A 19,026-nucleotide genomic window follows, 5' to 3' on the forward strand; every position below is an offset into this window, starting at 1 on the left:
GCTAAACCAAAATAATTATTTTGAAGCAGCGAAACGTTTTGATACTTCATCCCAGTTTACTACATTCCAGAATGAACCGATGTAGTCTGGACGACGGTTTTGATAGTTTAGGTAGTAAGCATGTTCCCAAACATCTAAACCTAATAATGGAGTTTTACCTTCCATAATTGGTGAATCTTGATTTGCTGTAGAAGAAACTTCTATTTCTCCATTAGCTACTGATAACCAAGCCCAACCTGAACCAAAGCGAGTTGTAGCTGCTTTAGCAAACTCTTCTTTGAATGCATCAAAGCTACCGAATTTAGCATCGATTGCAGTAGCTAGTTCACCTGTTGGATTTCCGCCACCGTTTGGTGATAAGATTTGCCAAAATAGTGAGTGGTTAGCATGTCCGCCACCATTGTTGCGAACTGCCGTACGGATTGCTTCAGGAACAGCATCTAAATTAGCGATTAACTCTTCCACTGATTTGCCTTGTAAATCAGAATAATCTGCAAGCGCATTATTTACGTTTGTCACGTAAGTATTGTGGTGTTTAGTGTGATGAATATTCATCGTTTCTTTGTCGATATGTGGTTCTAGTGCATCATAAGCATAAGGTAATTCTGGTAATTCGTATGCCATTATTGTTTCCTCCTAAAGAATATTTTAGAAAATTCTTTCCATGTATTAGCGTATCAAACTATGAACAATCGTTCAATTAAAATCGACTAAAATATTTATTATCATACTTTTGACTGAATTTATCCCGCACCAACGGGCAATAATGACTCCACATTAACACTTTGCTCAAGAATTGAGCAGATGGTTTAGATCAACGCCCCACTGATTGAGTTTCATTTTATACGAAGAAAACAAACACAATGAGCATAATAACTAAAACTATCACTTTTACTACAGATGATGTTAAAAATCCTATTAAAGATCCTACACCTGACTTAATTGCTTGTTTTAAACCATGACGTGTAACGAATAATTCCGCAATTACAGCCCCAATAAAAGGTCCTATTAGAATACCCGCTACCGGAATAACAAAGGGACCAAAAAGCAAACCAATTGTACTTCCCCACATCCCTGCTTTAGTACCGCCGAACTTTTTCACACCAAATGCATTTGCCGCCATATCTGCACTAAACAATAGAATAACAAATAGAATTTGGATTACCCAAAATAGTAAGGTTAACTCTGTAAAGGAGAAAAATAATCCATAAATCACATACCCTAAGAGCATAAACACTACTGATGGGATGATTGGATAAAACGTTCCAACAAAGGCAACGATGAAACATAAGACGATTAATATCCAACCAATAGTTTCTATCATATTCTTTTACCTAAAACTGCTTCCGCTATATTTGATGCGTGATCACCAATACGTTCTAAGTTACTTAAAATATCTACGAACATTATTCCAGCTTGTCCCGAGCATCGTCCTTCATTCACGCGAAGTATATGATTTTTTCTAAACTGACGTTCCATTTTATCAATCACATTTTCTTGTTCAGACACGTTTTGCGCTAATTCGACATTGTTCGTATCTAATGCTTCTAATGCTTTCGAAACTGTTGTTATTGTAAGCTCAAACATCTCCGAAACATCTTTTAAAGCATCTTCTGTAAGAATTAAACGATTCACTTCTCTATACTCGATTAATTCAATTATATTTTCAAAATGATCCCCAATTCTTTCTACATCCCGTACTGTATCCATTAAAATATTATGTCTTGCAGAGTCTTGAGCAGACAAAGATTGAGAAGAGATTTTTACTAGGTAATCTGTAATCTTATGGTCTAAATTATTTAAAGCATCTTCTATTTGATAGCCTAAATCTGCTTCTTTTTTGTTATTCGTTTTTAAATAGGAGTAAGTCGTTTCTAGTCCTTGAACACTTAATGCACCCATTCGCAATATTTCCTCTTTAGCTTGTCCAATTGCAATAGATGGTGATTGCTCAATAAAGTGAACATCTAAATGTTTTGGTTTATACTCGATCGACACATCTTCCCCAGGGATAAGTTTAGTTACCAGATATGCCCATGCTCCAATAAGTGGGAATTGAATAATTGTGTTCGCTACATTAAATGAACCGTGAGCAAATGCAATTTGCATTTTACTCTCCAAATCAAGTACACCAGAAATCCATTCGATATACATCGTAAAAGGTGTTAATAGTATCAAAAATACGATGGAACCAATTACGTTAAACAATACATGAGTAGCTGCTGCACGTTTAGCTGCAACTGAAGCTCCTAAAGAAGCAAGTATTGCAGTAATAGTAGTACCGATATTATCTCCAAATAGAACTGGAAGAGAACCATGGAGGGAAAGTAGGTTTTCCGCATAAAGTCCTTGCAGTATTGCAACAGTTGCACTTGAACTTTGAACGATTAATGTGAAAATTGTTCCAGCAATTACTCCAAGAATAGGACTATCACTCATACTAAGCGTAAAGTCAGTAAAAGCAGTCATTTCTCTTAGCGGCTTCATCCCACCACTCATTAGCTCGAGCCCCAGGAATAATCCTCCAAAACCAAATATTACTTCTCCTAAATTTTGAACTTTGTTTTTCTTAAAGAAGAACAAAAGAAATGCTCCAATTGCCATAATCGGTAATGCATATGCACCAACATCAATACCAATGATAAAAGCAGTGATAGTTGTTCCGATATTGGCACCCATAATTACGCCAATTGCTTGTCTAAGCTTCATAAATCCTGCACTAACTAATCCAACTGTTATAACCGTCGTACCTGAACTAGATTGAATAAGGACTGTAACGATAATACCGACTAAAACACCCATAAAAGGATTGGTCGTGTACTTATCTAATATGTCACGAAGTCTATCTCCTGCTGCTTTTTGAAGTCCATCACCCATAAATTTGATGGCGAATAAGAAAATACCCAGTCCACCAAAAAATTGAAAGAGCATTTCCTGCCAATTTAATTCCACTCTATACTCAACTCCCGTTTTCGACAATTTTCACATACACTTCTATTATTCATTAATTATGAAGTCATTGTAAATAGATTCGGACATTCTTTACAATTTCTTAACAAAGTAAAATCTCCTTCTGTTTTCCCAGTTCCTTTGATGATAGAATACAGATGAGAGGGTGACACCATTTGAGTTTATTTCAATTATTTAAATCTAGTTTACATAGTCCTAAAAAAATGGCAGCATTTAGGCTTATTCCGATTGGTAAAGTGATGCAATATATATTTACTTACATATTTATTATGTCCATTATTTCTTTTATTTATTTTGTCAACGGGATTTCTAGTCAACAAGAATCTATGGAGGGTTTACTGGAGTACTTTTCTCAGATCCAATGGCTTTTATACCCATTCTCCTTTTTGTTCTTATTTGTATTGAATACTTTGTTTATATTTGTTCGGATTAGTATTTTTGCATACATAGGAAGTTTCTTCCTTCTTATTAGTAAAAGAAAAGGTGAATATCGTCATATTTGGAGGACTGCTCTATTTGCAAGCACGATTCCAATGTTACTATCTATTATTGTTGCTATATTGCAGTTTTCAAATAATTATATTCAAGCTGTAATCTACATCTTGAGTTTCGTAATTATTGTTTTAGCAACTAAATACTATCCAATCAAAAGATAATACATAGCACCCCTTTATCCTGCATAGAGTAGGTTAAGGGGGTTTTTATATGAAAATATTCGTAGCAACAATTCTATTACTTATCTCTTTTTATATCGTAAAAGTAGATTTAATCGAAGGAACCATACCACTTGCCTACTCTTCCCAGCAAATTGAATGTGAAAAAAAACTAGATTACATTACAGTAGAAGTTATGGCGGGAGATACACTACATTCACTATTCTCTCTATATCCTTCTGCTGAGTCTATCACTTATACAGAAAGACTCACTGACTTTTATAATCTAAATCCACATTTTATTAATCAGTCCTTCAAAGTAGGAGAAAATGTATTATTACCAGTTTATACACTGTCTGAAGAATGTAAATAATGTAAAGAAGAGCTTTCTTTCTTGTCATTTCATTCATAAGACTGATAAAATGTAGGATAGTGATGGCATATGCCTCAAGAAGGAGAGAATTTCATGAGCGGAATAATTCATCGTTCTAAAACTCGTCCAGTACGAGTTGGAGACTTAACAATAGGTGGTAGCAATGAACTATTTATACAAAGTATGACAACAACAAAAACACATGACGTAGAGGCAACAGTTGCTGAGATCCTACGATTAGAAGAAGCAGGTTGTCAAATCGTACGTGTCGCGTGCCCTGATGAACGCGCAGCTTATTCTATAGGAGAAATAAAAAAACGTATTAATATCCCATTAGTAGTAGATATACACTTTGACTATAAGTTAGCGCTTATTGCAATAGAGCAAGGTGCCGATAAAATACGTATTAATCCGGGTAATATCGGTCGTAAAGAAAAAGTGGAAGCTGTTGTAAATGCAGCTAAAGCAAAAGGTATTCCAATCCGAATTGGGGTTAATGCTGGTTCTCTAGAAAGAAAAATTCTAGAAAAATATGGTTACCCGACTGCAGATGGAATGGTTGAAAGTGCGTTGCATCATATTAAAATACTAGAAGATTTAGACTTTCATGACATCATCGTATCTATGAAAGCATCGGATGTTACACTAGCTGTTGAGGCTTACCGTAAAGCGTCAGAGGCATTTGACTACCCTCTTCACTTAGGGATTACCGAATCCGGTACACTGTTCTCAGGTTCTATCAAAAGTGCCGCTGGTTTAGGGACACTTTTAAGTATGGGAATCGGTAACACAATGCGTGTGTCTTTAAGTGCTGACCCAGTTGAAGAGATTAAAGTTGCTCGAGAACTATTAAAAGTTTTCGGTCTATCTTCTAATGCAGCTACATTAATCTCTTGTCCTACATGTGGACGTATTGAAATTGACTTAATAACAATTGCAAATGAAGTAGAAGAGTATATTTCACATATTAAAGCTCCTATTAAAGTGGCAGTACTTGGCTGTGCTGTAAATGGTCCTGGTGAAGCTCGAGAGGCTGATATAGGAATCGCAGGAGCACGTGGCGAAGGTTTGTTATTCATGAAAGGTAAAACGGTTCGTAAAGTTCCTGAGGAAACAATGGTCGAAGAACTTAAAGTAGAAATAGATAAAATTGCAGCAGAATATTTTGCTCAAAAAGAACTAGAAAAACAGCAGGATCAAGAAAAACAACAAGCGTAAGGACTGGTGCAATTGACGAATATACGATTTGGTATCGATATAGACGGGACGGTAACCTCCCCTACTTCTTTGCTTCCTCATATTAACGAAGCATTTAAATGTAATTTACAGTTAGAAGATATTAAAGAATACGATTTAACGAAGGCGTTTCCGGTAAGTGAAAAGGATTTCTATGAATGGTTTAAGAAAGCGGAGCCTATCATTTATGCTACATCCCCTATTCAACCTGATGCACATGCAGTATTATCTGCTTGGAAAGAAAAATACGAACTGTATTTCATTTCAGCTCGTGGAGATAACGTGATGGATGTTACGTTAGATTGGTTCAAGCAGCAAGAACTGTTATACGATCACATAGAGTTAATAGGCACACATAACAAAATCGAAACTGCTCGTAGACATGGTGTTCACGCTTTTTTTGAAGACAAACATGACAATGCGGTTGAAATTAGTGAGGAACTTGATATTCCAGTGATATTATTTAATACCCCGTATAATCAGTTGCCAGTCCCTTCACGCGTTATCCGAGTAAATAATTGGATTGAAGCAAATAACTGGATTGAAAAGGAATTTTCAATGTCCATAAAATAAATTAAAAGCTAACCTTTTAAGGTTAGCTTTTTTTAATAGACATGTACATGTATACAAAAAAGTCCAATGAACATTGAGTTCATTGGACTTTAATAAAAGAATAATACTTGTTATTTCTGCTACAGTTGGACTCTTTCCAAAAGCGTGGCCTAACGACACAGCCTAAGCTGACTGTCCAGCATACTATGGAATCTTTATTTTAAAGGGCTCTAACTTATGTTCCTTCCATTCTAAATGACCATCTCCCCTTTGAATATCGAATTTAGCATAAGGAGTGATTGTCAATTCAGTCACATCATTTTCGAGCGGTTCAAATAATTGTTTACCGTACTTCCAACTAATCTCCTTTAACCGTTTTTTCGAAGAGTCGACCACCTCAAATTCAAGGTTAACCTCTCTTCCATAATTTTCTTCCTTATACTGGGCATCATACGAAATGAGAAAGCCAGGAGTGCCCCACTTAATATCATTTATCTTGTAATTCAAGTTATCTATTTGTTGAAATTTTGCAATATCAATCTTATTTTCATACTGTGCTTTTACTATTTCCTTCCTAAACTCAAATAACTCCCCTTGCTTACCTTCGAAAGTCATGCCTAATTCAAGAGTGTCAGGGTTAAAACTATAATAATTAATTTTTAAAATGCCTGTCAAATTTGTCGGTGAAGTTTCATCCGTTGTAAGTCCATAATTCGATAACGGCATTCCACCTTTATAATTATGATGAATGTTAAAATAATCAGACGTTATCGGTTTTTCAGAATTGATGGAAAAGCTGGCTGTTACCCGTGCATCATCGTAATAGATTTCCCCGAGCGTTACTGTAATCCCGTTGATTGTTTTAGATTCCCCGGAAAACTCACTCAAGCCTGCTTCCGAAACATTTTTCAATCCGATATCTCCTAAGTTTTTATATATTTGACCAATTACTGGTATAGAGGAGACTACTTGAGCCATTGTAGGTGATACAGATGCGGATCCGATTAGAATTCCACAAGCAAATACTGCTGCTCCAACACCAAGAACTGCTTTACTCCAAACAGTTCTTTTTCTCTTTAACTTCTTCTCTGTGCCAATTTTAGTAATGATTTCATCTAACTTCTCTGTTGGAACATGTATCAAATCAAACTCTTCCTTGAATGATGGAATTTTGTCTGTCATCCTTGTATACCCCCTTCATTTTTTCTTTGAGTACAGTAATTCCCCTTCTAATATTCGTCTTAACAGTGCCTTCTGGGCAGCCCAAGATTACTGCAATCTGCTAAATTGTATAATCCTGATAATATCTTAGTAACAAGACAGTCTTATATTTCTCATCCATCTCGTTTAAAGCATTCATTAAATCTATTTGGACGTCAGTTTCCACCATTTCTTTACCAGGCATATTGTCCCACATCTCTTCGTTTATCAATACGAATCGCTTCTTCTTTCGCAGGGTTGAAATTGATGTATTAATTAGAATCCTAATAATCCATGTCGAAAAATACAGATCATTTTTCAGCTTTGTGATTGATTTAAAAGCGAGATAAACGGTTTCCTGGAAAACCTCCAAAGCCTCGTCCTCATTCCGCATATAAACATAAGCCATTTTATATAGTTTTTCTTTCTCTAAATGGATCAATTGTTGAAAAGCAATTGCATCCCCTCTTTTAGCTCTGACTATTAACTTCAATTTCTCCTCCACTATCGTCCCTCCTTCTTTACTATCTGTTAGATAAACGACCGGCAAATTTCGTTTCAACTTTATTTCTTAATCCAAGAACTTATAAATTCAATGGATTCTTTCATTAAATGTTCTTATCTATTAGTAATGGTGTTGTAGAAAGTGTTAATTTTGAAATTTGCTCATAAAAAGATTCATTTCTTGCGTCTTTAATAAAAAGCTTAAAAATGTCTTTGTTCGTCAGAAATTATTTAGAATCAAATTGAAATAACAAGGGTTATCACTTTTCAAAAAGAGAATAAAGCAATCGAGGAATTCCATTCGTTTTTCTATAAGGAGATTTCGTTGATTGAAGCAGAAGGGAACGATTCGGGAACAATGCGAGTTGAAAGACCTGTAGGCACGTAGGGACGAGAAGATTAAATCCTCGCTAAGCGGAACGCGTCCGCCTGGCGCAGAAATCAATATTGTGCGAATTCCACTATTTAATACACTCTTATGAAATTAATTCGTCTTGAGGTAATTTGTAGTTGGTAGTTAATTTGTTATCGGCATATTTTTCTTGTTTATAAAAATTCATAGATACTTTTTTACTTGTACAAATTGCACTATAGGAAACGTAATATATGAAATAGCCAGCGCAATAAACAAAGCAAAATTTTGCCCTTTATTTATAAAAAAGAAGTCAATTATCCACAATAAAAGTAAAGAACCAAATACAATTTGATGACTTAGATAGGCACTTTCCCGAACTATTTTTTTGCCTAATTCGTCCTTTCTAACATCTTTTCGTGCATGCCAAGTAAAAAACTGTGCCCATCCAACAACTATGACGATAATTAATAAAATCTCTGTAACCCCAAATTCAACATTCCGCATTACAACGTAACTAATTAAAGTAGCACCAAAATATAAAGTAACAATTAACATTAGAATAAGACTTACAACCTCTTTTTTACTCATTATTTATCCCCTCCGTTAAAAGTAAATAATTCATCGACAGTTAAACTTAAATTTTTCGCCAGCTGAAAGGCTAAAACTAGACTCGGATCATACTTGTTATTTTCTATTGCATTAATCGTCTGTCTCGAAACTCCACACAGTTTTGCTAACTCATCTTGGGAAACTTTTTTATCCTTACGTGCTCTTTTTATTATATTTTCCACCGAAAACACCTCACATCATGTCAAATATGTTTGACATTTATATTATAAAAAATACCACTAAAAATGTCAAATATGTTTTACACATTTTTTATATACAAAAAAATAGTGCAAACCATATGATGGTTCACACTACTTTTATTAATGACATGAAGGACAATTGCCGTAGATTTCAAACTTGTGATTTTCAATCTCATAGCCAGGTATTGCATTTTGAAGCACTTCCATAGGGCAAAACGGAATTTCTTTAATATTGCCACAGGACATGCAGATAAAATGGTGATGATGATGATCAGCCTCACACTGCATTCTAAAATGTTTTTCTCCAGTTAACTCAGTCTCTTCCAAAATCCCCAGATCCACAAATGTACTTAAATTTCTATAAATCGTATCATAGCTCATCCCAGGATGTTCTTTTTTCATCACATTAAGAATGTCTTTGGCAGTTATATATTTTTCAGTCTCTGAAAAAATACTTAGAATTTGTTCACGTTTATCTGTTTTTTTGAAACCTTTATTTTTTAGAATGTCCCATGCTTTTTCTATGTTCACCCTGAAACAGCTCCCTTGCTTCCTATCTTTTTCGATAAAATAGTTAGAAGTAAAATAATAATCGATGTAACAACAATTGTTCCACCTGGTGCTAAATCTAAATAGAATGCACTAACAAGACCGATAACAACAGACAACTCGCCGAATATTACAGATAGCAAAATCGCTTGTTTAAAGCTTTTGGATATACGCATAGCTGCAGCTACCGGCAATGTCATAAGTGACGATACAAGTAGGATACCAACAATTCGCATGGATCCTGCAATAACTAATGCGGTCACAATCATAAACAAAACATGAATCCATTTAGCGGGAAGACCCGATGCTTTGGCATATTCTTCGTCAAAAGAAAGAACAAATAGTTCTTTAAAAAATAAACTTAAAAATATTACCACAATCAAAGCAATACCAATAATTATCCAAAGATCCTGACGACTTACTGCAGATACAGAACCAAATAAATAACTAAATAGATCAGAACTAAATCCCTCTGCTAATGAGATAAAAATCGCACCAAATCCAAGACCAGCTGACATGATAATTGGGATAGCAAGCTCTTCATAGTGTTTATACAATCTTCTTAATCTCTCAATAAACAATGAACCAGTTACAGATGCTACAATCCCCAAATATAATGGGTTTAATAAAGCAAGTGCCCCAATAGATTGACTTAAATATAGGCTACCAGCGATACCTGCTAACGTAACATGGCTCAATGCATCTGCTATTAACGAAAGCCTTCGCACGACGATAAATACACCTAATAGTGGAGCAATGAAACCGATGATTAAGCCCGAGGCAAAGGCATTTTGTAAAAACTCATACTGAAAAATAGACTCAATCATGATTTCACCTCACTTTGGTGATCGACTTTACGTACTGCATGTCCATACCACGCTTCCAATTGTTCGTCACTCATCTGATCCATATCATTTTTAAAGCCATGAAAATGAATGCGCTGATTCAAACAAGCCACGTGGCTAATACTCTTTGATACTGCATCAACGTCATGTGTAACTAAAACAATCGTAATATTATGTTCCCGATTTAAATGGCTTAACATATTATAAAAAGATTTTACATTTTTGCTATCTACTCCTACTGTTGGCTCGTCTAGTATCAATATATTGGGATTACTAATTAATGCTCTGGCGATAAATACACGCTGTTGTTGCCCTCCAGAAAGGTCACCTATATTCTTCATAGAGAATTCGTCCATACCTACTGATTTTAATGCTTGCTTTACTAGTTTATCTACGTTTGCTGGGTATCGGTGAAATAATCCAGTTTTCTTAACTAAACCGCTTCTTACAACCTCAGTTACAGTAGCAGGAAAACCAGTATTAAACGAATTTGACTTTTGTGAAACATAACCAATGCGTTCTTTATCTTTAAACTGAGTTACTGGTTTCCCAAAAAGAAGTACTTCCCCTTTTGTCGGTTTTAAAAGCCCTAGGATTATTTTTAATAATGTAGATTTGCCAGAACCATTTGGTCCAATAATAGCTAAAAAGTCACCTTCTGCTATGGTTAAATTTATATCTGTTAAAGCTTTGGTTTGTTCGTATTGATACGAAATATTATGTAGGTTGATCAATGGGGTTCCCATTATAATTCCTCGATTCTAATTAAGAATGATTACGATTTACAAAGTTAAAGTATAATCCAAAACGCGCCATGTGTAAATAAAATTGCTTGAAAGGATGTTTTTCTGGATATCCATAAATTTATTCAGCAGCTTCAAACATGTACAGTAAAGGAATTTAAAACAATTGTAAAAGGTTTTGATATTCAAATATCAGATAAAGAATTGAAAAGTGTGCATCCACTATTAAAAGAAATTTCACTTTCCTGGGTTGTTTTCGGGGTACCACTCGCTATTCAACAAAAATTGATACAAATACTTGGGGAACAACGTGCTATGGATCTTTATAAAGAAATAAAAGAAAAGGCACCATCTTCCTTTGGTTAAAAGAAGATAATACCTTTCAGTTTCTGCTAATAACAAAGTATATATTTGTTTAGGTTAAGCGCCTAGCCCTATGAGTCGCTTCGGTATTTCAGCAAAGGCAAAGAATACCTTTACACGTGAAATACTTCCGGCACTTGTCCGGGCTTACATATACGCTTACACTTACATTTTTCTTAGCGTAACGCATCGATAGCTTCTGGATTAAACTGTTTGTTTCGAAGCATTTCAATCTCATACTTATATGGGGCTTCCTTCGATTTAGCGTCTACACCAACAAATGGTGTTTCTAAAATTTTTGGAAGCTCCATCAATTGAGGATGGTGAACGATGTATTGTAATGTTTCAAATCCAATTTCACCAAAACCAATATTTTCATGTCTATCTTTTGCTGCTCCACATACATTTTTACTATCATTAATGTGAATTACTTTTAAACGATCAATACCAATTATTTTATCAAACTCATTTAGGACTCCATCAAAATCGTCTACAATATTATAACCAGCATCATGAATATGACATGTGTCCATGCAAATGGATAATCGATGATTGTTCACAACTCCGTTTATGATCTGTGCAAGCTCATCAAAAGAGCGACCACATTCTGACCCTTTTCCTGCCATAGTCTCTAAAGCTATTTGAACTGGGAAGTCGGTTGCTAGTACTTCATTTAAACCTTCAATAATTCTAGCAATACCAGCATCTGCTCCAGCTCCCACATGGGCTCCTGGATGCAAGACAATTTGAGTCGCACCAATATTTGCAGTTCGTTCTATTTCTTTTTGTAGAAACTCTACACCAAGGGCGAAAGTCTCCGGTTTTGTCGTATTTCCTAAATTGATAATATAAGGAGCATGTACAACTATATTGGATATCCCATTTTCTTTCATATGTGCAATACCAGCTTCAATATTCAATTCTTCAATTGGTTTTCTTCTAGTATTTTGTGGAGCACCAGTGTAAATCATAAAGGTATTTGCACCATATGATGCAGCTTCCTTACTTGAACCCAGCAGCATTTCTTTTCCACTCATAGAAACATGTGAACCTAATAACATGACAGCAGCTCCTTATTTCTTACGGTTTTTAATACGTCTCTCTCTTTTCTTTACTTTATCCATTTCCCATTTCATATTACGCTTGTAGCCAGGTTTAACTTTTTTAGGCTTACGTACTAGGGACTTAGCTTTTGCATCTATCTCATTTTCATTTTTTGTACGGTTTTTTCGTGCGTGGCGCTCCTTAAGCTCTGACCATTCTCCATCAATCACATCTTTATGCTCCAGAGGAATACCCATTTTTTCAAGACGTACTAGCGCATCTTCGTCCGATGGTTCATATAATGAAATTGCAATGCCTGTCATTCCAGCACGTGCTGTTCTTCCTACACGATGAACGAAAAACTCTAAATCGTCTGGAAGTTCATAGTTAATAACATGGCTGACACCAGGAATATCAATTCCGCGTGCAGCTAAGTCTGTTGCTACAATATACTGAAATTCTAGGTCATGTATTTGTTTCATCACTCGTTTACGGTCACGTGGCGAAATATCCCCATGAACTATACCAACTTTTACACCATTTCCTTGTAAATAGTTAGCTACTTCATCTGCATGTTGTTTCGTATTTGCAAATATAATTGCTAGGTATGGATTAATACCTTCCATTACATCAAGTAAACGTTTCTTCCTAGATTTGCTTCGAACTGGAGTTACAATAAATTCAATACCCTCTGCTACTCGACGTTTCTCGCCTATTTTAATATGAACAGGTGAATCCATATATTTTTTTAAGAAAGGTTGTAATTTCTCTGGAATTGTAGCAGAAAATACAAACATTTCTAGTTTCTCAGGCATGCGAGATGCAAACTGATCGATCTCATTGATAAAACCTAGATCGAAAGCTAAGTCAGCTTCATCAACAACTAAAACATTAGAGGTATGAACAAGTAATGCTTGCTCTACTGTAAGATCACGTAGTCTACCTGGTGTTCCAACAACAATTTGTGGTTGTGTTTTAAGTTTTTCGATTGAACGGGCTTTGTCCGTTCCACCAATAAATAATTTTGTTTGGATTTCTGTTCCTTCTACTAGCTTGTTCAACTCATTATAAATTTGTGTTGCAAGCTCTCTTGTTGGTGATGTAATAACTGCTTGTACTTCTATTTTACTAGCATCTATTTTTTCAACAATTGGGATCAAAAAACTATGTGTTTTTCCTGTTCCAGTATGTGCTTGGCCAATCGCACTTTTCCCCTTTAAAACAAGTGGAATCATTTCTCTTTGAATTGGCGTTGGTTCTTGGAAGCCTAATTTTTCTATTGCGTCTAGTAAAAAAGGCTGAAAACTATAATCTGTATATTTGGACATCCTACGTCACTCCCTCACATTTCTTTATTGTACCACGATTGTACATAAAACGTATAATTTGCATAGAATAGAATAGTCTTTGTTGTTCGAAAGGAGATGAAAAAATGCGCTACCAATCTTTTTATCCATTTGCTCAAAATCGGGGAAATGATTTTTTTGGCATGTCCAATCCTAGCCCTAACCCCCAAAATGTTCCGAATAATAATCCCTTTGGCTTTTTTGGAGGAGAACAGGCTTCTCCACCACCTCCCCCTGCAGGACCGGCTACTAATTTTTTTAATCAGTTTCAATCAGCTCCCACAGGAGGCATTCAACAAGGTCAACCAATGACCAAAACAATGAGTTATTTACAAACAGCAGACAAATTCTTAAATACAGCTCAGCAGCTTACGCCTATGGTTAGACAATTTGCTCCTATGATACAAAATGTTCCAGCTTTGTTAAAACTATACCGTGGTTTTCAATCCGTCCCAGCTGCTACAACTGCCGCTGCTGCAGGTAATGTAACTGCTTCTGCTGCCTCGTCTGCCGCAAGAGCAGCTAGTACTGCAACATCTGTAACTAACGGAGCCTCGATACCTAGAATATTTCAGCCTCCAATTTAAAATTTTGTAATCATCCATGTGCTCCGTTATAATATGAGTATGCTCGTATTGAAGGGAGTTACGTAAAATGATTGTACAAAAAATTTCGCCTAGAGGATACTGTTACGGTGTAGTAGATGCAATGGTTATTGCTCGTAATGCTGCACTAGACACCTCTCTTCCAAGGCCTATATATATTTTAGGAATGATAGTCCATAATAAACATGTAACTGATGCATTTGAAATGGACGGAATAATTACTTTAGACGGTGAAAATCGTTTAGATATATTATCGAAAGTTGAAACAGGTACAGTAATTTTCACTGCTCACGGCGTTTCTCCAGAGGTAAAAGAGTTAGCTCGTAAAAAAGGGCTTGTTTCAATAGATGCAACATGTCCAGATGTTACAGTTACTCATGACCTTATTAGAGAAAAAACAGCTGAAGGCTATGATATAATTTATATCGGCAAAAAAGGACATCCTGAGCCAGAAGGTGCAATTGGGGTAGCTCCTGACAAAGTTCATCTAGTTCAAACATTAGAGGATGTTGAAAATTTAACAATCTCGGTTGAAAAACTTCTTGTTACCAACCAAACAACAATGTCTCAGTGGGATGTTGTGGATTTAATGAAAAAATTAGAAGAGAAATTCCCTCACATTGAAGTTCATAAAGAAATTTGCTTGGCTACTCAAGTTCGTCAAGAAGCAGTAGCTGAACAGGCTGGAGAAGCAGAACTTTTAATAGTAGTAGGCGATCCGATGAGTAATAATTCTAATAGACTGACACAAGTTTCAGAGGAAATCGCTGGGACGCCTTCTTATAGAATTGGAGACATCTCTGATTTAAAATTGGAATGGTTGAATAATATTTCACATGTAGCTGTAACTGCAGGTGCCTCCACACCTACTCCTATCGTAAAAGAAGTTATTCACTTTTTAGAAAAGTACGATCCAAACGATCCTACAACTCACGATATTTCGAAAAAAACAGTACCAGAAAAGATTCTTCCTAAAATCAAAATACCAAAACCGGTAAACCGGATTGAACCTTATACAGTTAAATAAAAAAGCTGCTCAAATGGGCAGCTTTTTTATATACTTCCTATTAAATTAATTGAAAGGGATCAGTTGAAATTTTTGAGGAAATGAATTCAACTAAGAGATTGTTCTGAATGCAAACCTCTGTCATATACTCCGCAACTCCGTGCTTCATGATTTGTTCTACATGATGCCCTGGATCAATAACCGATAATCCAATAGCCTCTGCATCTTGCGCAACATGGAAGTACAAATCGCCTGTTATAAATACATCTGCTCCAGCACTTTTTGCTGATTGTATATATTTGTTACCGTCTCCACCAAGTACAGCAACTTTCTGAACTTCTTGCGTTAAATCCCCTACAACTCTAACGAAAGGTACATTTAACTGCTTTTTTACTATTTGAGCATATGCAGATAATGTTAGTTTTTCAGGCAACTTCCCTATTCTTCCGAGGCCTTTTTTATTTACTTCTGATTCCAACAATATTAAATCATATGCGGGCTCTTCATATGGATGATTTGTTAACAATGCTTTTAACACTTTATTTTTCATAGAAACTGGAAAAACTACTTCGATTTTATCCTCTTCTACTACTTCTAATTCATTCGCTTGTCCAATATAGGGGTTTGCTAAGTCTGAAGGTTTAAACCTTCCTTCCCCCGCTGATGTAAAGCTACATGAATGATATTCTCCAATTTGGCCTGCACCAGCAATATCTAATGCAGTTCTTACCACATTTGTAGACTCTTTTGGTGTAAAAACTGCTAACTTCATCAGTTGTTCTGAGTAAGTTTGCTCAAGGATTTCTATATTTTCTAACTGCAAAGCATTAGCTAGTAAATCATTAACTCCACCTGTGGCGATATCTAAATTCGTATGTGCAGCATATACGGCAATATCATTTTTTATCAATTTCTCGATTAAAATTCCTTGAGGTAAATCTGTACGCATATTTTTCATTCCTCTATAAATAGGAGGATGATGAGCAATAATAAGCTCGCAGCCATTTTTAATCGCTTCTTCTACTGTATCGAGATTCACGTCTAAGGTAACCAAAACTTTTGTAATAGTTTTATTGAGAGTACCAATTTGTAAGCCTACTGTATCTCCATCGACTGCCAAAGATTTTGGTGCCCATTGTTCGAAAAGGGAAATAAGATGTTGTCCATTTGTTTCCTTCATCGTTTATAAAGTCTCCTTCACTAAGGCAATTTTGTATTCTAGTTCTTCTTTCTTTTGATGTACCTCAGTTCCTGGTATTTTGTTTAACTCATTCACTATTCGTAGCCATTCATTTAATTCATTGTTCCACTTCTTTTGATAGATAGGAGATTTTTCTTTACTTAGAATTGGACCAACTAGCAACTCCTTTTCTGATAACTTCATAATTCCTTTTTTTAACACAAGAATCTCATAAATTTTATCGTGTTCTTCCAGAATTACTTCCTGTTCTATTTTCCATTGTTCTTGAATAGCCCATTCTCGTATTGCTTTGGCATGTATATTTGGTTGTAATATTAGAGTATCCACCTTAGAAAGCTTGTCTTTCCCTGATTCTAGGATTGAGGCTATAAGTGGACCACCCATTCCAGCTATAGTAACTGTCTGAACATTGTCTACATCCGAGAATACCTCTAACCCGTTACCGAAACGGACATCAATATTATTTTGTAAGCCTTCACTTATTACTTGTTTTTTCGCAGATTCGAATGGACCTTTTACAACCTCTCCAGCAATAGCTTTCGTTATAACACCTTCATGTACTAAAAAACATGGCAAGTATGCGTGATCACTACCGATATCCGCTAAAATAGTATTTTCTTTGACAAAGGAAGCAACTGTTTTCAGTCTTTCCGATAATTTTTTTGCATTCATTATTTCAACACCTCTTCATTAACTATTATAGCAAAAAAGAAAAAAGACCTCGATTCTTTTACGAAATCGAAGGCCTTCTTATTGTATTACTATTCTAACGATGTTATCCATGCCGCCATAGCGTCTAGATTTTCTTCAGGCACTAAATCAGCTGGCATTGCACCTTTACCATTTGCTAATACATCTTTAATTTCGTCTTCAGATAATGAAGTTCCAACTAATGATGGGCCCATGCCACCTTCATAACTATTACCGTGACAACCGATACATTTACCTTGAGCAAGAGCTTCCGGATCGAATTCTCCAGCTGACGCATCTTCTCCGCCTTCTGTTCCTTCTCCATGTTCTTCAGTTGCAGCCATTTCTTCTTTGTTACCTACGCCATCCATAGACAAGAAGAAAATTAAACCAATACCAAAAGCCATAATTAAGATAAATGGAATTATTGGATTTCTTTGCATAGTTAACCCTCCCTTTTAATACAATCTTTTCTAATATAGAATTAGTCAACATTTACATTGTACTGCATTCTAGTTAAAACGAAAAGTCTTATGGGATAAGTTTTCTTACATTGTGACAATTTGGACATAATTTTTCGTGTTTTTTCTACATTTAGCAACCAATATGTCGAGCTATTACCATTCTCTGTACTTCGGAAGTTCCTTCACCAATTTCAAGTAATTTAGCATCTCGCATATATCTTTCTACTTCATACTCTTTCATATACCCATAACCACCATGTATTTGAATAGCTTGATCTGCTACTTCCATTGCAATTTCAGATGCATATAGTTTACACATAGACGCTTCTTTTCCAAATGGCCGTCCCTGATCTTTCAACCATGCTGCTTTGTGTACCATTGTGCGTGCAAGCTCAATTTTCATTGCCATATCTGCCAATTTAAATTGTGTTACCTGGAACTCGGAAAGTGTCTTTCCAAACTGTTTGCGCTCTTTAGAATAACGGAGAGCTCTGTCAAAAGCAGCTTGCGCAATCCCTACTGCCATTGCTCCTATACCAATTCGACCACCGTCAAGCGTTACAAGGAATTGTTTGAATCCATTTCCTTTCTCACCTAACAAGTTTTCCTGAGGCACACGTACATTTTCTAATACTAGCTCAGTTGTGTTAGATGCATTCAAACCCATTTTCTCGTAGTTATCAATAATAGAGAAACCTTCTGAATCCGTAGGAACAATAATCGCAGAAATTTCTTTTTTTCCATCCTTCACATCCGTAATTGCTGTTAACGCTAAGTGTTTTGCATAGCTAGCATTCGTTATAAAAGCTTTGTTTCCATTAATAACAAAATCATTCCCATCAACTTTTGCAGTTGTCTGCGTACCACCTGCATCTGACCCTGCGTTAGGCTCGGTTAAACCAAAGGCACCGAATGATTCTCCTGTACATACTGGAACCAAGTATTTTTGTTTTTGTTCTTCTGTACCAAATAGGTTAAGTGGAGCACCGCCAAGAGATATATGTGCAGAATAGGTAATTCCTGTGGAAGCACATGCTCTACTCAATTCTTCTGTAACTATTGCAAAACTAACTGTATCTGCTCCTGCTCCACCATACTCTTCTGAAAACGGTAAGCCCATCATCCCCATGTCGGCTAACTGTTTAAAGATTTCTTTTGGGAACGCTTTCGTTTTATCGCGCTCAATTGCTCCTGGTGCAACAACTTCATCCGAAAACTCACGAATTGTTTTACGGATCATGTTATGTTCCTGAGTTAAATCAAAATTCATTTCTTCCATCCCCTTTGTAAATAAAAACGCTTACAATTACTATTATACTAAAAATATTAGAAATTCAAAGATTTATTATTAGTAAAGCACAAGCAACTTTAAGACAAAGGCTAAGTGCGCCAACTGGAAACGCGTCTACATGAAACGGAAATTCACAGTACTATTAGAGATTTTATTCTTCAAAATTCGTAGCTCGTTGAGTTCAAGGCACTAGACTATATACTTTCTACTCTATAAAAAATACCAAC

The 19,026-nt window shown here is 35.7% G+C and carries 22 protein-coding genes and 1 pseudogene; 7 read left to right on the forward strand and 16 right to left on the reverse strand.

The features are described from left to right. Positions 1 to 15 precede the first annotated feature (15 nt). From MKY29_RS12490 to MKY29_RS12500, 3 genes are all read right to left on the reverse strand, one after another. Positions 16 to 624, reverse strand: a complete 609-nt coding sequence (locus MKY29_RS12490; protein ID WP_340879966.1) for a superoxide dismutase — start codon at positions 622 to 624, stop codon at positions 16 to 18. Between the two features lie 217 nt (positions 625 to 841). Continuing rightward, a complete protein-coding gene (locus MKY29_RS12495) occupies positions 842 to 1,321 on the reverse strand; it encodes a DUF456 domain-containing protein (RefSeq protein WP_241600046.1) in 480 nt (159 codons plus the stop codon). Next, positions 1,321 to 2,952 (reverse strand): Na/Pi cotransporter family protein, encoded by a 1,632-nt coding sequence (locus MKY29_RS12500; RefSeq protein ID WP_241600015.1) that lies wholly within the window; start codon positions 2,950 to 2,952, stop codon positions 1,321 to 1,323. The genes MKY29_RS12495 and MKY29_RS12500 overlap by 1 nt, the downstream gene beginning before the upstream one ends. A gap of 173 nt (positions 2,953 to 3,125) precedes the next feature. Here MKY29_RS12500 and MKY29_RS12505 point away from each other — a divergent pair, with 173 nt between their 5' ends. The 4 genes from MKY29_RS12505 to MKY29_RS12520 all read left to right on the forward strand — a co-directional run bounded on the left by MKY29_RS12505 (position 3,126) and on the right by MKY29_RS12520 (position 5,805). Further along, positions 3,126 to 3,626: a DUF1189 family protein gene (locus MKY29_RS12505; protein WP_340879967.1), complete on the forward strand. Its 501-nt coding sequence runs from the start codon at positions 3,126 to 3,128 to the stop codon at positions 3,624 to 3,626. Positions 3,627 to 3,675: 49 nt separating this feature from the next. Continuing rightward, positions 3,676 to 3,996 carry a hypothetical protein gene (locus MKY29_RS12510; RefSeq protein WP_093496097.1) on the forward strand — a complete coding sequence of 107 codons (321 nt, stop codon included), beginning with the start codon at positions 3,676 to 3,678 and terminating at the stop codon, positions 3,994 to 3,996. A 93-nt stretch (positions 3,997 to 4,089) separates the two neighbouring features. Next, entirely contained in the window at positions 4,090 to 5,214 is a 1,125-nt protein-coding gene (ispG, locus tag MKY29_RS12515; RefSeq protein WP_090563774.1) for a flavodoxin-dependent (E)-4-hydroxy-3-methylbut-2-enyl-diphosphate synthase, read from the forward strand. Between the two features lie 12 nt (positions 5,215 to 5,226). Continuing rightward, complete coding sequence (locus MKY29_RS12520) at positions 5,227 to 5,805, forward strand: hypothetical protein (RefSeq protein ID WP_241600013.1); 579 nt, start codon at positions 5,227 to 5,229, stop codon at positions 5,803 to 5,805. A gap of 183 nt (positions 5,806 to 5,988) precedes the next feature. On the opposite strand, the gene MKY29_RS12525 is transcribed toward MKY29_RS12520, so the two are convergent. The 7 genes and pseudogenes from MKY29_RS12525 to MKY29_RS12555 form a co-directional block, all read right to left on the reverse strand. Further along, positions 5,989 to 6,966: a DUF4179 domain-containing protein gene (locus MKY29_RS12525; RefSeq protein WP_340879968.1), complete on the reverse strand. Its 978-nt coding sequence runs from the start codon at positions 6,964 to 6,966 to the stop codon at positions 5,989 to 5,991. Continuing rightward, a pseudogene (locus tag MKY29_RS12530) lies at positions 6,929 to 7,489 on the reverse strand (sigma-70 family RNA polymerase sigma factor). The gene MKY29_RS12525 and the pseudogene MKY29_RS12530 overlap by 38 nt, the downstream one beginning before the upstream one ends. 555 nt (positions 7,490 to 8,044) lie before the next feature. Then, positions 8,045 to 8,431, reverse strand: coding sequence for a hypothetical protein (locus tag MKY29_RS12535; protein ID WP_340879971.1), 387 nt, complete (start codon positions 8,429 to 8,431; stop codon positions 8,045 to 8,047). Then, positions 8,431 to 8,634: a helix-turn-helix transcriptional regulator gene (locus tag MKY29_RS12540; RefSeq protein WP_093496099.1), complete on the reverse strand. Its 204-nt coding sequence runs from the start codon at positions 8,632 to 8,634 to the stop codon at positions 8,431 to 8,433. The genes MKY29_RS12535 and MKY29_RS12540 overlap by 1 nt, the downstream gene beginning before the upstream one ends. Positions 8,635 to 8,772: 138 nt before the next feature. Beyond that, positions 8,773 to 9,183, reverse strand: a complete 411-nt coding sequence (locus MKY29_RS12545) for a Fur family transcriptional regulator (protein ID WP_090563782.1) — start codon at positions 9,181 to 9,183, stop codon at positions 8,773 to 8,775. Continuing rightward, positions 9,180 to 10,028, reverse strand: coding sequence for a metal ABC transporter permease (locus MKY29_RS12550; protein ID WP_090563783.1), 849 nt, complete (start codon positions 10,026 to 10,028; stop codon positions 9,180 to 9,182). The genes MKY29_RS12545 and MKY29_RS12550 overlap by 4 nt, the downstream gene beginning before the upstream one ends. Then, on the reverse strand, positions 10,025 to 10,792 hold the full coding sequence (locus MKY29_RS12555; RefSeq protein WP_090563787.1) for a metal ABC transporter ATP-binding protein: 768 nt from the start codon (positions 10,790 to 10,792) through the stop codon (positions 10,025 to 10,027). Before MKY29_RS12555 ends, MKY29_RS12550 begins: the two co-directional genes overlap by 4 nt. A gap of 201 nt (positions 10,793 to 10,993) precedes the next feature. Between MKY29_RS12555 and MKY29_RS12560 the strand changes: the two genes are divergently transcribed. Next, positions 10,994 to 11,155 carry a hypothetical protein gene (locus MKY29_RS12560; RefSeq protein WP_241600005.1) on the forward strand — a complete coding sequence of 54 codons (162 nt, stop codon included), beginning with the start codon at positions 10,994 to 10,996 and terminating at the stop codon, positions 11,153 to 11,155. A gap of 173 nt (positions 11,156 to 11,328) precedes the next feature. On the opposite strand, the gene MKY29_RS12565 is transcribed toward MKY29_RS12560, so the two are convergent. Further along, a complete protein-coding gene (locus MKY29_RS12565) occupies positions 11,329 to 12,213 on the reverse strand; it encodes a deoxyribonuclease IV (RefSeq protein ID WP_340879972.1) in 885 nt (294 codons plus the stop codon). Between the two features lie 12 nt (positions 12,214 to 12,225). Then, a complete protein-coding gene (locus tag MKY29_RS12570) occupies positions 12,226 to 13,524 on the reverse strand; it encodes a DEAD/DEAH box helicase (protein ID WP_093496102.1) in 1,299 nt (432 codons plus the stop codon). Positions 13,525 to 13,628: 104 nt separating this feature from the next. On the opposite strand from MKY29_RS12570, the gene vrrA reads away from it, so the two are divergent. Together vrrA and MKY29_RS12580 are read left to right on the forward strand one after the other, a co-directional pair. Beyond that, positions 13,629 to 14,129: a VrrA/YqfQ family protein gene (gene vrrA, locus MKY29_RS12575; protein WP_093496103.1), complete on the forward strand. Its 501-nt coding sequence runs from the start codon at positions 13,629 to 13,631 to the stop codon at positions 14,127 to 14,129. Between the two features lie 67 nt (positions 14,130 to 14,196). After that, positions 14,197 to 15,174, forward strand: coding sequence for a 4-hydroxy-3-methylbut-2-enyl diphosphate reductase (locus MKY29_RS12580; RefSeq protein WP_340879973.1), 978 nt, complete (start codon positions 14,197 to 14,199; stop codon positions 15,172 to 15,174). A 40-nt stretch (positions 15,175 to 15,214) separates the two neighbouring features. On the opposite strand, the gene MKY29_RS12585 is transcribed toward MKY29_RS12580, so the two are convergent. The 4 genes from MKY29_RS12585 to MKY29_RS12600 all read right to left on the reverse strand — a co-directional run bounded on the left by MKY29_RS12585 (position 15,215) and on the right by MKY29_RS12600 (position 18,778). Then, positions 15,215 to 16,333 (reverse strand): Nif3-like dinuclear metal center hexameric protein, encoded by a 1,119-nt coding sequence (locus MKY29_RS12585; protein ID WP_340879974.1) that lies wholly within the window; start codon positions 16,331 to 16,333, stop codon positions 15,215 to 15,217. Positions 16,334 to 16,336: 3 nt separating this feature from the next. After that, positions 16,337 to 17,026, reverse strand: a complete 690-nt coding sequence (locus MKY29_RS12590; RefSeq protein WP_090563799.1) for a tRNA (adenine(22)-N(1))-methyltransferase — start codon at positions 17,024 to 17,026, stop codon at positions 16,337 to 16,339. 89 nt (positions 17,027 to 17,115) lie between these two features. Then, positions 17,116 to 17,487 carry a cytochrome c550 gene (cccA, locus tag MKY29_RS12595; protein WP_340879975.1) on the reverse strand — a complete coding sequence of 124 codons (372 nt, stop codon included), beginning with the start codon at positions 17,485 to 17,487 and terminating at the stop codon, positions 17,116 to 17,118. A 151-nt stretch (positions 17,488 to 17,638) separates the two neighbouring features. Beyond that, positions 17,639 to 18,778, reverse strand: a complete 1,140-nt coding sequence (locus MKY29_RS12600) for an acyl-CoA dehydrogenase family protein (RefSeq protein WP_241599998.1) — start codon at positions 18,776 to 18,778, stop codon at positions 17,639 to 17,641. Positions 18,779 to 19,026 lie beyond the last annotated feature (248 nt).

Origin of the sequence: Psychrobacillus sp. FSL K6-2365, assembly GCF_038003165.1 — a bacterium.
GTDB classification, from domain to species: Bacteria; Bacillota; Bacilli; order Bacillales_A; family Planococcaceae; genus Psychrobacillus; species Psychrobacillus psychrodurans.

What these genes read in the sequence shown, in the direction of transcription:
- MKY29_RS12490 (WP_340879966.1), bottom strand. Translation starts at nt 624, where the DNA reads ATGGCATACGAATTACCAGAATTACCTTATGCTTATGATGCACTAGAA.
- MKY29_RS12510 (WP_093496097.1), top strand. Translation starts at nt 3,676, where the DNA reads ATGAAAATATTCGTAGCAACAATTCTATTACTTATCTCTTTTTATATC.
- ispG (WP_090563774.1), top strand. Translation starts at nt 4,090, where the DNA reads ATGAGCGGAATAATTCATCGTTCTAAAACTCGTCCAGTACGAGTTGGA.
- MKY29_RS12525 (WP_340879968.1), bottom strand. Translation starts at nt 6,966, where the DNA reads ATGACAGACAAAATTCCATCATTCAAGGAAGAGTTTGATTTGATACAT.
- MKY29_RS12535 (WP_340879971.1), bottom strand. Translation starts at nt 8,431, where the DNA reads ATGAGTAAAAAAGAGGTTGTAAGTCTTATTCTAATGTTAATTGTTACT.
- MKY29_RS12550 (WP_090563783.1), bottom strand. Translation starts at nt 10,028, where the DNA reads ATGATTGAGTCTATTTTTCAGTATGAGTTTTTACAAAATGCCTTTGCC.
- MKY29_RS12555 (WP_090563787.1), bottom strand. Translation starts at nt 10,792, where the DNA reads ATGGGAACCCCATTGATCAACCTACATAATATTTCGTATCAATACGAA.
- MKY29_RS12565 (WP_340879972.1), bottom strand. Translation starts at nt 12,213, where the DNA reads ATGTTATTAGGTTCACATGTTTCTATGAGTGGAAAAGAAATGCTGCTG.
- MKY29_RS12570 (WP_093496102.1), bottom strand. Translation starts at nt 13,524, where the DNA reads ATGTCCAAATATACAGATTATAGTTTTCAGCCTTTTTTACTAGACGCA.
- vrrA (WP_093496103.1), top strand. Translation starts at nt 13,629, where the DNA reads ATGCGCTACCAATCTTTTTATCCATTTGCTCAAAATCGGGGAAATGAT.
- MKY29_RS12580 (WP_340879973.1), top strand. Translation starts at nt 14,197, where the DNA reads ATGATTGTACAAAAAATTTCGCCTAGAGGATACTGTTACGGTGTAGTA.
- MKY29_RS12585 (WP_340879974.1), bottom strand. Translation starts at nt 16,333, where the DNA reads ATGAAGGAAACAAATGGACAACATCTTATTTCCCTTTTCGAACAATGG.
- MKY29_RS12590 (WP_090563799.1), bottom strand. Translation starts at nt 17,026, where the DNA reads ATGAATGCAAAAAAATTATCGGAAAGACTGAAAACAGTTGCTTCCTTT.
- cccA (WP_340879975.1), bottom strand. Translation starts at nt 17,487, where the DNA reads ATGCAAAGAAATCCAATAATTCCATTTATCTTAATTATGGCTTTTGGT.
- MKY29_RS12600 (WP_241599998.1), bottom strand. Translation starts at nt 18,778, where the DNA reads ATGAATTTTGATTTAACTCAGGAACATAACATGATCCGTAAAACAATT.